Below are 13670 nucleotides of genomic sequence, written 5' to 3'. Positions count from 1 at the left end.
AATAAGGAGGTGGAAATCATATGAATAATAAAGAAATACATGAAAAAATAAGTCTATTTTCAAAAGAACTTAAGTTGCCATATATTTTAAAACATTTCAAAGAAGAGATAAATGAAGCAAATACAAAAAATCTAACCTTTGATGAATTTCTCTATGAATTATTTGAAAAAGAATATGATCTTAGAAAAGAAAATGGGATAAAGAATAGAATCAGAAATGCTAAATTTCCTTATAAAAAATACATTGAAGATTTAGTAATAAAAGATCTTCCAGAAGATGCTAGAAATAAACTTAAGATATTTTCATCACTTGAATTTATTAAAAATGGACAAAATATAATTCTTGCAGGTAATCCTGGAACAGGTAAAACCCACATGGCTATAGGCTTAGGCATAAAAGCTTGTATTGAAGGGTATAAAGTTCTTTTTACTACTATTCCACTACTTGTAAACCATTTAAAAGAAAGTCGATCAGAAAAAACTTTAAGAACATTTGAGAAAAGATTTGAAAAATACGACCTTATTATAGCTGATGAACTAGGATACATATCTTTTGATAAAGAAGGGTCCGAACTACTATTTACATATCTTTCTCTAAGAGCCGGTAGAAAATCTACAATAATTACTACCAATCTTTCTTTTGAAAGATGGGATGAAATATTTAAAGACCCTGTTATGACTGCTGCTATGATAGACAGGTTAACTCATAAATCATATATAGTCAATATGAATGGTAACTCATATAGGCTAAAAGAAACAAAACTATGGTTAGAAAATCAATAATTTTTTTACTCCCNAAATCATATATAGTCAATATGAATGGTAACTCATATAGGCTAAAAGAAACAAAACTATGGTTAGAAAATCAATAATTTTTTTACTCCCATAGGGGATTTTTCAGTTATATTTTAGGGGAATTTTCAATTGACAAATACACTTGAAAAGGAAATACAAAGTTTTAATTCGACCATAGTGGAATGTAAATGGAAAATATTGAAGATTTTATTTTAATGCAATACACGTTTTAATTCGACCATAGTGGAATGTAAATCAACTTAACCTGAGTCGGTTCGTAATCTCTATTTTGTTTTAATTCGACCATAGTGGAATGTAAATTTTATTGTAATATTTTACTATTACATCAGACGCTATTGTTTTAATTCGACCATAGTGGAATGTAAATATAATACTAATGGGCAAATATGTACTATTGTATCTTGTTTTAATTCGACCATAGTGGAATGTAAATTAATGTGAGAAGGGTGGTAAGTCTATGATAGAAGAAGTTTTAATTCGACCATAGTGGAATGTAAATTCTAGACAAAAATCTATACTGCTTCCTCTATATCTGTTTTAATTCGACCATAGTGGAATGTAAATAGGCACTCCAAATAATTCGGCAGTAAAAACTACTTCGTTTTAATTCGACCATAGTGGAATGTAAATAAAAATCCTCTCCTTAATGCGTCTTTATCTAAATTATGTTTTAATTCGACCATAGTGGAATGTAAATACATCTTTGTGGGAAGAATTTGCAAGGTATCTGGATGTTTTAATTCGACCATAGTGGAATGTAAATAATTGGTATAAAAAAGATTATTTTAATCGCTCATAAGTTTTAATTCGACCATAGTGGAATGTAAATATTTTAATAACAAGTTGCGGGAAGAATTTATTTGACAGTTTTAATTCGACCATAGTGGAATGTAAATGTATTTTTCCCATGGTATGAAATGGACGAGTATCGTGTTTTAATTCGACCATAGTGGAATGTAAATTCTTTATTTACCATGAAGTTTCCATCAGCTTTGCGGTTTTAATTCGACCATAGTGGAATGTAAATTCAGTTGCAGGCTGGAAATCGTTTAAATAATATTTGAGTTTTAATTCGACCATAGTGGAATGTAAATGTAGGTAAAAACAGTTATAATTTGTTCAAATGGTATGTTTTAATTCGACCATAGTGGAATGTAAATGTTGGTATAGGTATTATGAGCACAATGATAGGTATTGTTTTAATTCGACCATAGTGGAATGTAAATTTTTTGAGGGAGGTGATGGTTCTAGTTCCGAGGATGGGTTTTAATTCGACCATAGTGGAATGTAAATTCAACCTCAACAATATAATCAGAACTTACATTATCAGTTTTAATTCGACCATAGTGGAATGTAAATGTTTGATAAGCTTTTTCTTGATAATATTTATCTAGTGGTTTTAATTCGACCATAGTGGAATGTAAATATAGCATTGCTATGCCCTAATACTTCTTCAAATAAAGTTTTAATTCGACCATAGTGGAATGTAAAATCAGAACAAAAATCTATACTGCTTCCTCGATATCTGTGTTTTAATTCGACCATAGTGGAATGTAAACAATTGCTACAGGGGCTTCTATAGTCCCTTATGTTAGTTTTAATTCGACCATAGTGGAATGTAAATTCTGTTGTAATATTTTACTATTACATCAGACGCTATGTTTTAATTCGACCATAGTGGAATGTAAATTTTTTTAATAATTTAAAAATTTTTTGACCTGTTAATGTTTTAATTCGACCACAGTGGAATGTAAATCTGTAATGTTTAATCTTGATAATTGTTAATGTCAATATCTTTTTTTAACATTTTTCAAAAATAAATTTTAACACTTTTGACTAATTATTTTTAGAATTATTATCAAATATTTTATCAATTCTATAAGATTTATCTGTTATTTTTTTCAATTTTAACTGACGTAATAACTGGTTTAGTATTACGTTAGTTATCGTTATATCATTAAATATTTCAAATATTGATTTTACTTTTAAATTTAAATTTTCAGACATTATTTTGTCATTATCGTCATGAGAATTTATTATTTTTGTAATTCTAAGGTTAATAATTAGTAAAAACTTATTATGATAATCAAGAATATTTATAATATCGAATAGAATTTCAATGACAATATTGAAAATGAGTTCATATAAAAGATTATGGATAATATATATTGGAAAATATCTCTTAGGAAATTTTATTATAGTAATACTTTCAATCATTTTAATTTCTATAACTTTTAAAATATATATAAATATGATTTATGAATTTATATTCTTTGATATAATAATTAGGATTTTTGATATTAAAGCAATTTTTTGGTAAAGATAGAATTTACTAAAGTTTAATAGTTATATAGATAATACCAAAATTTTAAGGTTCTTTGTCAATAGTTGGGGTGGGATTATTTAAAATCCCGCTCCATTATTTTTTGAAAAAACCACATAAATTTATGTTTATAAGTTATTCATAGTGAAAGGAGATTGCCTATGTCCATAAGTTTACAAGATTAATACGATAAAATTTATAGATATTGTTATTTTAAAGTGAATAATAAAGAGGTAGCAGAAGATTTGACACAAGAAACTTTCCTTAAATATTTTAGTCAGACATCCTATATAAATAGGGGAAAATCTCTCACTTTTCTGTATACCATAGCTAAAATCTATGTATTGATTTTTATAGAAAAAATAATAAGGACCAATATCTTATTGATAAAGTATTAGAATATGTCCCTTTTTTTATACTTATACGTTATATAAGTGAAAAATTAAATAACGACTAAGGAGGAATTTTTGTGAAATTTAAAAGAATAGGAGTAATTGAAATAACCATTATTATTAGGTAAGAACCTATTTAATAAGCTGGAAGAAGCTAAAGTATAATTACTCTTCTGATAAATTAGGTTTATAGAAATAATTGTTTAATGTGTTAAAAGTATTAAAAATTAATAAGAGGTGATGTTATGAAAAGAATTATATTTTATATCGTAACAATAATTTTAATAAGTTTTTTAATTGTAGGTTGTACTAATAGGGATTCTAGTGATGAAAATTCCCAATTACCAGAGGTGATGAATCAACAAGAACAGTCTAATAATCAATTAGTTGAATATAAAGGACAGGTAGCCATAATTACTGAAGATGTAATTTTGAGGGATCCTTATGTGATCACAATAGATTCAAATAACAATCCTATATATCAAAAATTAGAAAATGAGGAGTTTTCACTAAATAAAAATGACATGGTAATAGTAATTGAAGAACATAATGATGAGTGTAGAATTGTTCAAGCATTCGGTGATGTTCCACGTATTCGTGGTACAATTGAGAAAAGCAAATTAAGTTATGATAAATCACTTTTTAGAGATAATGCTAATCAGGCAATTGTTAATAATGCAATGAGTTATGATGGAGTTGATGGTAACGAAAAAGGGATCCAATATGGAGCAGGGATAATATTAGAACGTAAGGAAGGCTGGGTCAAAATGTCCATACCTATGGAGGAATCAGAGCTTTGGTTTAAATTAGATGATTTATCCTTTGAGTTTGATACATCAATAACTGATATTAAACATTAGTATATAAAAGAAAAGTTTTATATAGAATTCAAATATTGTTTATGGTAAAATATTGAAAACATCAAAATTTTGCAGTTTATAAATTAATGACAGGAAATAATTAATAGATGATTTGAAGTTCACAGAGGTGGGGTAGTTGATAATTTTAATACTTGGCGTAATGACAGATGATGAAGTAGATTTTATAAATAAGATTTTTTCAAAAATGAACGTTAAAATGTATAATATTTCTTTTAATATATTAAAGGATAAATTTGATGCAGAAGAAGCTGTATCACAAACATTTCTAAAGATTATAGAAAATATAAAAAAAATATCTACTTTACCATGTTCTCAAATAGAGCCATATTGTGTAGTAATACTAAAGAATGAAACAATGAATATTATAAGAAAAAGAAAGAAGACTATACACGTAGATAGTGTAGATTACATTGATCATAGCCAAGAGGATTATAGTATTGAAGAAGAATATTTAGACGCAGTCGATAAAGAACAACTGCTTTCATGTATTAATAAGCTTTCAGATGATGAAAAATTTTTTGTTCATTTGCGCTTTGTTAATGAAATGAAATTTAAAGATATTTCAGAGCTTTTAGACATTACTGAGGAAGCTGCAAAAAAACGTAGTCAACGAATTTTAAAGAAATTACGTCTGTATTATGAAGAAGGTGGGTTGAATGTTTCAAATATCTAAAGATGCAATGAAATATGCATGCGAACTATCCCTACACTCTGAATTAGAAAAAATGTATAAATTAAATATGGATAGTATTATGTATCAAACATTATCTAGCGAGAATGTTAATCAATTAGCTAGAAAAATAGGTTTATTACCTTTAGAATATCGTAGTATTCTTTTCTTGAGATATTGTTTTAATAGTACATCTTCTGAAATAGAAAAGGTACTAGAGACAGAAAATGTTATAAGTAAATTACGTTACATACAAAAAATGCTATCTAGTTTTATGGGGCTTGGGGATTTGTGGATTGATGAGAATTCTATGATAAGGGCTTGTAATATAGCTCTTACAGAAGATATAAAAGACTATGATAATATTAAGGTACTACATAAACCTAATTATTCTAAGTCTTTCAGGCGAAAACTAAAAGATATAAAGATTAAGCAAAATCATAATAAAATGGCTATATTAATAGCTAAAAGAGTTGCTATTTTTGCACTGATAAGTCTTTTAACTTTTTCTGTTGTTTTAGCAGTCAATGTAGAAGCACGTAAAAGGACATTTGATTGGGTTAAAGTTTGATGTAAAGCTATTTTCTTTACCTAATGAAGGTAAATCATATTATGATACAGAAAATACTAATATAGAAGAAATTACTTTAAAGGGATCTCAAGCATATATGTGGCAAACGGACGATGTGATTTATCTAATATGGTACCAAGATGGCGTTGAATGTCATATTGTAGGAAATTTAAGTAGAGATGAGATTCTAAAAATAGCAGAAAATATTTCTAAATAAATATAAAAAGTATATATCCTTTTCTTCTTTTAATACACTATATAAGTTATATTTTCAATAATCTTTGTTATAGTTATTCCAACATATTTAGTAATTTTATGGAATAAAGAGAAATTTGAGAATATATATTTATCTTCTATTTTGCAGACTTAATAGTAGGAGAAGAAAATCTCGCTTAAATTACGAGATTTATATTTTTACATTTTATAAAGGAAATCTTTAGTATGAAAGAATTTATTTAGATTTTAGATTACTACTCATGTATTATGGTAATAAGATTCAATATTGGATAATAAATTACCCTTTATTTAATATTAGCACTAATATTAAATAAGGTCTAGTTATTAATTACAATCAGATTTTTTTCTCCATTTTTTTTACCAAATATTTTTTAAAATAAATTTTCTTTTGTCAACTTTTTAAATAAAAAAATATTTTTAAAATAATAAAAAAGTACAGCAGTCTAAGTTACTGTACTTTAAACTTGAATCTTAATGGGGCATCTTTTAGTCTTGTATTAAGCTGTAAAAGGGGTTATTAACGCATTGGTTGTTTAATCCATCAAATTTTAAACATTTAGGAATAGCAAATAAATTATAATTTTTTATCTATGTTTTTATTTATATATATAATTCTATCTTTTTTCATAGATTTTAATTTTTCTTCTGTAATATTAAAATAAGTAATTATATCTTCATCTGATACATTTTTTGCAAATTTTCTTCTTCTAAGCTTTCCATATTTTTTTAGATTATAGGTACTCCAAGTTATTATTATGATAAATATTGCAAGAGCTAAAATAATTAATATGAAAAAAGTATAAATTACTTCAACATTATCTTCAAAAGTATAATAAGTATTACGTATGCTAAATATCCAAAGTATTATGGTAGCAATAATTTGTATTGCATTGTATAGCATAAAAATCCATCCAGTTATTGTTAACAGTCTTTCAAAAAATACTTTTTTTTGTTTTTGCTTATTATCTATAATATTTTTATCCATTTTAGTCCTTTCTCTTGTTCAATTTTTATATTCCTAGTCCCCTATCAGGACTTTCCCATGTAGCAAAATTTTTATTTCTAGTACTTTTAATAGCTTTTGGAATTGCTCTTATTACTACTAAAGCATTGAAATACCAATAAAAAATTGGATACCATATAGCCCATAAGTAATATTTTAAAAGCTTTTTATCATAATTTTTATCTAATTTCATTGCAATAAAAAATTGAATTAAACATAATAATGAAAGAAACTGACCTTGCCATAAAATAAAGTTTGAATTCTTATAAACAATCCACTGAAAAATATTCCATATGATCAATATTAGCCAAGCAATAGCCCAACATATACTAATAAATTCTTCGATTAAAATGGGAACAAATCGCCTGTTTTTCCAACTAAAAATAATTTTCCAATGACGAAATAATACTTCAAGTCCTCCTTGGGCCCATCGTAATCTTTGTTTCCAAAAACCTTTAAAAGTTTCTGGAACGAGCATCCAACATAAAGCCCTAGATTCATATCTTACATCCCAAAATCTCTTTTGTAATTTCCATGTAACTCCTATATCTTCAGTGATTAAATCTCTATCCCATAATCCACAGTCTAATAATGCTTTTTTTCGAAAAGCAACTACCACTCCTGAAACTGTCATAACCTTACCTAACATACGTTGAGCTCTTTTTATACAACTGATAATACTAGAATATTCACAAAGCTGAACTCTAGCTAATAGAGAACTTCTATTTCTAACCCTTGGATTACCAGTTACTGCTCCTACTCTTTCTCCATAATTTGGAGCTATAAAATGAGGTATCATATAATTTAATGCATCTGGATCTAAATAAGCATCAGCATCAATACTTACTAAAAATTCTGAATTAGAAGCAATTAATCCTATATATAGAGCATTAGCTTTTCCGGAATTATTAACTATATGAACCACCCGTAATTTATTATATTGTTTTGATAGTTCATTTAAAATAGATTCTGTATTATCTTTACTTCCGTCATTAATAGCGATAATTTCATAATTTGGATAGTTAAGTTTATCTAGTTTTTTAATAGTATCTGTTATAGTATCCTCTTCGTTGTAGCAAGGAATCAAAATAGAAACCATAGGATATACATCTACAGAAGGAAGAGTTTTTTTCTCTTTTCTATAGAAAAATAATAGGCTTCCTATTATCCAAACTAAACTCATTATTAATGGATACCAAAATACAAAATTAATAATGAATTTAAACATTTTTCACCCCACCTTTATATTTATTAAGTAGACGTCTTATCTAAAATAAAGTTAAAAAAATAATACCTCTGGCTTTATACCAGAGGTATTATTTTAGATGGCTAGTTATAATAATATATATCTAATACAATTCCTTTTGGTAAATTTTGTGTTATATAATTTTGTATACTGATGATGTCAATATAGAGTTGGATATTTCTATAAACATAAATAGGAACACTTTTAAATTATTATTTTTTAATAACGTTTTTTAAAAAAGAATGATATAATATAACATTATACTAGAAATCATATAAAACAACAAGACATTCCATCAATTGCATAATATTAGGTTGTTAGATAACTAAAATTACCCTTACTTTGTTTTATACCCTTATCGGAATAATATCAATCCTGTTTTCATATTTAAAGTGTTCTTAATACTTATAATAATCCGTTTTAAATAAAAAAAGTACAGCAACTTAAGCTACTGCACTATAATTTTTTTATATAAAATAGTATTTTAGTAACATAAAAGTTTAGATTGATGCAAAATAACATTAATCTATTTTTGACATTTTTACAACCTCTAGGAGGGTCTAAGATTATTAAATCTGGTTTTTCTTTTAATTCATCAACTTTAGTTAAGACATCGCCTGCAATAAATTCACAGTTNTTATTAAATCTGGTTTTTCTTTTAATTCATCAACTTTAGTTAAGACATCGCCTGCAATAAATTCACAGTTATCTAGTCCATTTAACTTATTACGGTAACATGTCAATCTGTATAATATGTTTATATCATGCACTCTTATAGTTGTACTTTCACGTTCTTTCTTATTAATAATTTCAATTACAGATTATAAAGTTTCTGATGTGATTCCATTACTATTTCTAGGGGTTTAACTGAATTTGATAAAGAAATATTTAATGCGTTAGTTGATAGGGTAGAAGTTATCAGTAAAACGCTTTTTGTTTTTGTGCTGAAAAGTGGGATGAGAGTAGAGAAGAAAGTATAATAATATATTAGGAATGGGGAAATATTAAGGATTTTAATATAGAATTATATAGAAATTATATAATGCATAATAATTAAATACTTGAAAATAAAATAATATTTAAAAATTCTTTACAAAATACGTAAAATAGTATATATATATATAAGGCTTATAATATAATAAATTACAAAAAATCCAATATAATCTAAAAGATATTCAAGCTTATTCCTTTATAAATTATGTGATGGAAATTATGGGAGAGTATATTTATTACCATTTATTTAAAAGTGGAGGGGTATTTACTTATTAAAGCATTTAAGGGGATGGTTATTATTCAAATAGGAGGTGATTGAAATTGTTATACGAAATCTCACAAGATGAAATGATGAAAACTAATGGTGGTAATGATGCTTTTGATGCATTTATTGGGACAATAGAAATGGCATGGGCTTTACCTGTAAGTATAGGTATTAATCCAGCCGCAGGTATTGCCTTGGCAGTTGATGGAATTTCACATATAAAAGATGCTTGCAATGGTGGAAATTAAAATGGGAGGTATGCATCAATGAATAGTTTATTAATAGAAGAATTAGAAGAAATCAATGGAGGATTTGACCCGTATGATTTTGCTATTGGTACTGGTAAAATTATTGGTGGAATTATTGGCTGTACTTTACCAGAACCTGCAACTACTATTGAAGGTGGATTTTTGATAGTTAGTGGACTAGCGGATATAGTTGATGCATTTGATTATGAGTAGAGATAGAATAATTAGAGTAATAGTAGCTTTTTTAATTATATTATCAATTTCTTTGATAATATATTCTATAGTTAAATATAATTTTCAGAGATTATTGAGTGCAATATCTCTACTTGTTGCTATGCTTGCTATAATGATTACATATAAAAATAAAAAATAAAAAAATAGTTTTACATCCCTCTTAAATGCTTGAATAAGTAAGTAGTGTATAGTAGAAATATAAAAATCTTAGTTAATTTATAATTTTAAGGGAGAGACTTCAAGTACAAAATAATGGAAATGCAAGAAGATATAGATTTATTACTAGATTATTATAATCATAAGAAGCATGGAGATTAGGGAAGTTGATATGTTAGTTACATCAAACAGTAAAAATAAATGTTTCCTGACATTGTCCCCTTAGGCAATTCAGCCTGAAGAAAAAACCAATGTCAAGAAACCCTTTATTTACTACACTTTTAAGTTTTCTATTTATCAACCTTTGATATCAATACTACCGTCTCTACATGGGGAGTGTGAGGGAACATATCTACACATTGTACTTTTTCTACCTTATATCCATTTTCTATAAAAATTTTCAAGTCTCTTGCTAGGGAAGTAGGCTTACAAGATACATATATTAGTTCTTTAGCTTTAAAGTTTATAATTTTTTTAATAGCTTTTGGATGAATTCCATCTCTAGGAGGGTCTAAGATTATTAAATCTGGTTTTTCTTTTAATTCATCAACTTTAGTTAAGACATCGCCTGCAATAAATTCACAGTTNTTATTAAATCTGGTTTTTCTTTTAATTCATCAACTTTAGTTAAGACATCGCCTGCAATAAATTCACAGTTATCTAGTCCATTTAACTTGGCATTTTCTTTAGCCGCTTCTATAGCTTCTTCAACTATTTCAATTCCTATTACTTTTTTGGATATACTTGCCATTATTTGAGCTATAGTCCCTGTTCCACAGTATAAATCAAATATTATTTTATTATTTGTAGAAGAAGCAAAGTTTCTAACAACAGAGTAGAGTTTTTCAGCTCCTAAAGAATTAGTTTGAAAAAAGGAAAAAGCAGATATTTTAAATTTAAGGCCTAAGAGTTCTTCCATAAAATAATCTTGTCCATAAAGTACTTTAGTTTCATCACTTTGTACTATATCTGCTAAACTGTCATTGATAGTATGAAGAAAACCTTTAACTTCACCTTTAAGATTAAGTTTAAGTATTTCTTTAACTAAATCTGATAAATCCAAATCCATTTGAGAAGTGGTTACTAGATTTATTAATATTTCTTGTAATTTAGTTCCTTTGCGAACTACTAAATGTCTAAGATATCCTTCATGTTTTCTATTATGATAAAAGGGGATATCAAGTTTTCTAAAATAATTTAATACTGTAATCATTATTTTTGTAAAGTCTTCATCTACTATTTTACAGTTTTCTACGGTAACCATTTCATAATATGCACCTTTTTTATGCATTCCTAGAGCTAAGTCCCCATGTTTTTCTACATCTCCAAAGGAAAATTCCATTTTATTTCTATAAGCATATTTTAGGGGACTAGGGATTATGTCTAAAAATTTATATCCATCTATTTTTGCTTCGTCTAAAAGAGCTTTTACTTGATTTTGTTTTAATTTTAATTGTTCTTCATATGGAAGAGTAAGATAAGTACATCCTCCACATATTCCAAAGTGAGGACATGGAGATTCTTTTTCTATAGGAGATTTTTCTAAGATTTCTAATATTCTAGCTTCTATCTTATTTTTTCGTTTTTTTATTATTTTGATTTTGACTTTTTGACCTTTTATAGCATTTTTTATAATCATTTTTTTACCATCTATATATGCTATTCCTTTATTAGGGAATATAACATCTTCTATAAAAACCTCATATGTTTCATTTTTTTTAGGCATAGTTTTTCTCCTTTTACCAATTTAATAATTAAATTATTAATTATATTCTATAATACAATTATTTATAATTATATACGGTTTATTCTTATATTTGTAGATACATATTGTAAAAATTGCATTTAAAAACACCCCTAATTACATATACAATTTAGGGGCGTATATATTTTAATTTAATTAAATGAGTTAAAATTTATAATTTTTAATATTTTAAATTTTTGTAAATATTAGTTTTTTATACTTCTTCATCAAATTCCCAATTGTGATAAACCTCTTGAACATCGTCATCGTCTTCAAGTAAGTTTAATAAAGTTTTCATTTTTTTGATATCTTGTTCATCTGTTAATTTGGTTGTAGTTTGAGGAATCATAGCAACTTCTGCAGAAATCATATTGATTCCTTGATTTTCAATAGCTTCTCTTACAGCAGAAAAATTTTCTGGAGAAGTTATAATCTCATAACCTTCTTCTTCAGTAATAAAATCTTCAGCTCCAGCATCTAATGCCAACATCATTAATTCGTCTTCATCTATTTTATCATTTTTTTCAACCATAATTTGACCTTTTTTATCAAACATAAATGATACACAGCCTGTTGTTCCAAGGTTACCTCCACCTTTGGAAAAGGCATGACGAACATTGGCTGCCGTACGATTTTTATTATCTGTCAATACTTCTACTATAATAGCTACTCCATTAGGACCGTAGCCTTCATATGTCATAGGTTCATAATTTACTCCACTAATATCTCCAGCGGCTTTTTTTATACTTCTTTCTATTGTGTCATTAGGCATATTATTAGATTTAGCTTTTGCAATAGCATCTCTTAATTTTGAATTATTAGCAGGATCGGGGCCACCTTCTTTGACTGCAACAGCTATTTCCCTACCTAATTTAGTAAATATTTTTCCTTTTTTAGCGTCAGCTTTTTCTTTTTTATGTCTTATATTAGCAAATTTCGAATGCCCTGCCATTATATTTCCTCCTAACCTTCTTATATCCATGATATTTTAGCATGTTTCTAAGGATTTGACAATATTCCATACTTCTTCTAAAGAATAAATTTCGTAGTCTGCATATTTATTTTTTTCTGTTTCTTTTATTTTTTTAGGATTAAACCATATTGTATGCATTCCTATAGATTTAGCACCAATTATATCTGCTGTAAAATCATCTCCGATAAAAAGAGCTTCTTTAGGAAAAATATTAGCTTTTTTGATTGCATATTCAAAAATTTCAGGATGGGGTTTTGGTTTGCCAATTTCTCCAGAATAAACTATCCATTTAAAATATGGTTTTAAATTAGAATTTTTTAATTTAATATTTTGAGTTTCAGAAAAACCATTAGTAATTATACCTAAAGAATATGTAGGATATAATTTTTCTAAAAGTTCTTTTGCACCGTCTATTAAAAAACTCCAAGTAGGATAAATGGATATATATAAATTATTTAATTTTATTGCTAAATCTTTATCTTTAATATTATAATGACACAATAAATTAATAAAGCGATTTACACGAACCTCGTGATGACTTAGCTTTCCTTTTTTATATTCATCCCAAACCTCATTATTGCATTTATCATAAATTTTTATAAAATCATTTTTATTATTTAAAGAAGGATAAAATTCTTTTAATTGAAAATATATTTTTTCGATACTGTATTTTTGAGCTTTATTATGATCCCATAAAGTATTATCTAAATCAAAGAAAATAGTTTTTATCATTTTTAACTTCCTTTCAAAAACTTTATTAATGTTTTTATTATAAATTAAAATTTAAGGGGAAGAAATAAAATTAGATAAATTAATTTAATAAATAAAAACATCTAAATTGCAATATTAAATGCAACACTTATGTTTAGTAGAAATCATGCTTGATTTTAGGTGTTAAAGTATAAAATTAGCCTTAAGC

At 26.4% G+C, this 13670-nt stretch carries 16 protein-coding genes and 1 CRISPR repeat array; of the genes, 9 read left to right on the top strand and 7 right to left on the bottom strand.

Translation table 11 applies throughout. The features are described 5' to 3' along the window. The first annotated feature begins 20 nt into the window (after positions 1 to 20). Positions 21 to 782, top strand: coding sequence for an IS21-like element helper ATPase IstB (gene istB, locus OM90_RS11535; RefSeq protein WP_058487025.1), 762 nt, complete (start codon positions 21 to 23; stop codon positions 780 to 782). Positions 783 to 954: 172 nt separating this feature from the next. Beyond that, a CRISPR array of direct repeats spans positions 955 to 2571; the repeat unit is 30 nt; unit sequence GTTTTAATTCGACCATAGTGGAATGTAAAT. 80 nt (positions 2572 to 2651) lie between these two features. Here the strand turns inward: istB and OM90_RS13090 are convergent. Beyond that, positions 2652 to 2822, bottom strand: a complete 171-nt coding sequence (locus OM90_RS13090) for a hypothetical protein (RefSeq protein ID WP_207643871.1) — start codon at positions 2820 to 2822, stop codon at positions 2652 to 2654. A 534-nt stretch (positions 2823 to 3356) separates the two neighbouring features. On the opposite strand from OM90_RS13090, the gene OM90_RS13460 reads away from it, so the two are divergent. From OM90_RS13460 to OM90_RS11510, 5 genes are all read left to right on the top strand, one after another. Beyond that, positions 3357 to 3536 (top strand): sigma factor, encoded by a 180-nt coding sequence (locus OM90_RS13460; RefSeq protein WP_242860907.1) that lies wholly within the window; start codon positions 3357 to 3359, stop codon positions 3534 to 3536. A gap of 239 nt (positions 3537 to 3775) precedes the next feature. Further along, positions 3776 to 4390: a hypothetical protein gene (locus tag OM90_RS11525; RefSeq protein WP_058487023.1), complete on the top strand. Its 615-nt coding sequence runs from the start codon at positions 3776 to 3778 to the stop codon at positions 4388 to 4390. A 160-nt stretch (positions 4391 to 4550) separates the two neighbouring features. Continuing rightward, positions 4551 to 5084, top strand: a complete 534-nt coding sequence (locus OM90_RS11520; protein ID WP_064505541.1) for an RNA polymerase sigma factor — start codon at positions 4551 to 4553, stop codon at positions 5082 to 5084. Beyond that, complete coding sequence (locus OM90_RS11515; RefSeq protein WP_058487021.1) at positions 5068 to 5652, top strand: hypothetical protein; 585 nt, start codon at positions 5068 to 5070, stop codon at positions 5650 to 5652. Before OM90_RS11520 ends, OM90_RS11515 begins: the two co-directional genes overlap by 17 nt. Continuing rightward, the gene (locus OM90_RS11510; protein ID WP_058487020.1) at positions 5633 to 5869 is read left to right on the top strand and encodes a DUF4367 domain-containing protein; all 237 of its coding nucleotides are present in this window, start codon (positions 5633 to 5635) and stop codon (positions 5867 to 5869) included. Before OM90_RS11515 ends, OM90_RS11510 begins: the two co-directional genes overlap by 20 nt. Before the next feature lie 594 nt (positions 5870 to 6463). Here OM90_RS11510 and pgaD read toward each other — a convergent pair. After that, positions 6464 to 6874: a poly-beta-1,6-N-acetyl-D-glucosamine biosynthesis protein PgaD gene (pgaD, locus tag OM90_RS11505; protein ID WP_058487019.1), complete on the bottom strand. Its 411-nt coding sequence runs from the start codon at positions 6872 to 6874 to the stop codon at positions 6464 to 6466. 25 nt (positions 6875 to 6899) lie between these two features. After that, a complete protein-coding gene (pgaC, locus tag OM90_RS11500) occupies positions 6900 to 8120 on the bottom strand; it encodes a poly-beta-1,6-N-acetyl-D-glucosamine synthase (RefSeq protein ID WP_058487018.1) in 1221 nt (406 codons plus the stop codon). Positions 8121 to 9452: 1332 nt separating this feature from the next. Between pgaC and OM90_RS11495 the strand changes: the two genes are divergently transcribed. The 3 genes from OM90_RS11495 to OM90_RS11485 are packed head-to-tail and all read left to right on the top strand — an operon-like array spanning position 9453 to position 10017. Further along, complete coding sequence (locus tag OM90_RS11495; RefSeq protein ID WP_058487017.1) at positions 9453 to 9644, top strand: hypothetical protein; 192 nt, start codon at positions 9453 to 9455, stop codon at positions 9642 to 9644. An 18-nt stretch (positions 9645 to 9662) separates the two neighbouring features. Further along, entirely contained in the window at positions 9663 to 9857 is a 195-nt protein-coding gene (locus OM90_RS11490; RefSeq protein ID WP_058487016.1) for a class IIb bacteriocin, lactobin A/cerein 7B family, read from the top strand. Further along, positions 9850 to 10017, top strand: a complete 168-nt coding sequence (locus OM90_RS11485; RefSeq protein ID WP_160323667.1) for a hypothetical protein — start codon at positions 9850 to 9852, stop codon at positions 10015 to 10017. The genes OM90_RS11490 and OM90_RS11485 overlap by 8 nt, the downstream gene beginning before the upstream one ends. Positions 10018 to 10324: 307 nt before the next feature. On the opposite strand, the gene OM90_RS13570 is transcribed toward OM90_RS11485, so the two are convergent. From OM90_RS13570 to OM90_RS11470, 4 genes are all read right to left on the bottom strand, one after another. Continuing rightward, entirely contained in the window at positions 10325 to 10501 is a 177-nt protein-coding gene (locus OM90_RS13570; protein ID WP_408605923.1) for a hypothetical protein, read from the bottom strand. Positions 10502 to 10590: 89 nt separating this feature from the next. Beyond that, positions 10591 to 11760 (bottom strand): 23S rRNA (uracil(1939)-C(5))-methyltransferase RlmD, encoded by a 1170-nt coding sequence (rlmD, locus tag OM90_RS11480; RefSeq protein ID WP_330381868.1) that lies wholly within the window; start codon positions 11758 to 11760, stop codon positions 10591 to 10593. A gap of 232 nt (positions 11761 to 11992) precedes the next feature. After that, positions 11993 to 12730: a YebC/PmpR family DNA-binding transcriptional regulator gene (locus OM90_RS11475; RefSeq protein WP_058487014.1), complete on the bottom strand. Its 738-nt coding sequence runs from the start codon at positions 12728 to 12730 to the stop codon at positions 11993 to 11995. A 36-nt stretch (positions 12731 to 12766) separates the two neighbouring features. After that, complete coding sequence (locus OM90_RS11470; protein ID WP_058487013.1) at positions 12767 to 13483, bottom strand: YjjG family noncanonical pyrimidine nucleotidase; 717 nt, start codon at positions 13481 to 13483, stop codon at positions 12767 to 12769. Between the last annotated feature and the right edge of the window lie 187 nt (positions 13484 to 13670).

This window comes from Defluviitalea phaphyphila, from assembly GCF_001466305.1.
Taxonomy (GTDB): domain Bacteria; phylum Bacillota; class Clostridia; order Lachnospirales; family Defluviitaleaceae; genus Defluviitalea_A; species Defluviitalea_A phaphyphila.
Note: the sequence above shows the minus strand (reverse complement) of the source record. Positions and strands in the feature narration are given on the sequence as shown.

Bases quoted from the DNA above. Each gene is read 5' to 3' on its own strand.
- OM90_RS13090 (WP_207643871.1), bottom strand. From the start codon at position 2,822: ATGTCTGAAAATTTAAATTTAAAAGTAAAATCAATATTTGAAATATTT.
- OM90_RS11470 (WP_058487013.1), bottom strand. From the start codon at position 13,483: ATGATAAAAACTATTTTCTTTGATTTAGATAATACTTTATGGGATCAT.
- OM90_RS11515 (WP_058487021.1), top strand. From the start codon at position 5,068: ATGTTTCAAATATCTAAAGATGCAATGAAATATGCATGCGAACTATCC.
- pgaC (WP_058487018.1), bottom strand. From the start codon at position 8,120: ATGTTTAAATTCATTATTAATTTTGTATTTTGGTATCCATTAATAATG.
- OM90_RS11485 (WP_160323667.1), top strand. From the start codon at position 9,850: ATGAGTAGAGATAGAATAATTAGAGTAATAGTAGCTTTTTTAATTATA.
- OM90_RS11475 (WP_058487014.1), bottom strand. From the start codon at position 12,730: ATGGCAGGGCATTCGAAATTTGCTAATATAAGACATAAAAAAGAAAAA.
- pgaD (WP_058487019.1), bottom strand. From the start codon at position 6,874: ATGGATAAAAATATTATAGATAATAAGCAAAAACAAAAAAAAGTATTT.
- OM90_RS11520 (WP_064505541.1), top strand. From the start codon at position 4,551: ATGACAGATGATGAAGTAGATTTTATAAATAAGATTTTTTCAAAAATG.
- OM90_RS11525 (WP_058487023.1), top strand. From the start codon at position 3,776: ATGAAAAGAATTATATTTTATATCGTAACAATAATTTTAATAAGTTTT.
- istB (WP_058487025.1), top strand. From the start codon at position 21: ATGAATAATAAAGAAATACATGAAAAAATAAGTCTATTTTCAAAAGAA.
- OM90_RS11490 (WP_058487016.1), top strand. From the start codon at position 9,663: ATGAATAGTTTATTAATAGAAGAATTAGAAGAAATCAATGGAGGATTT.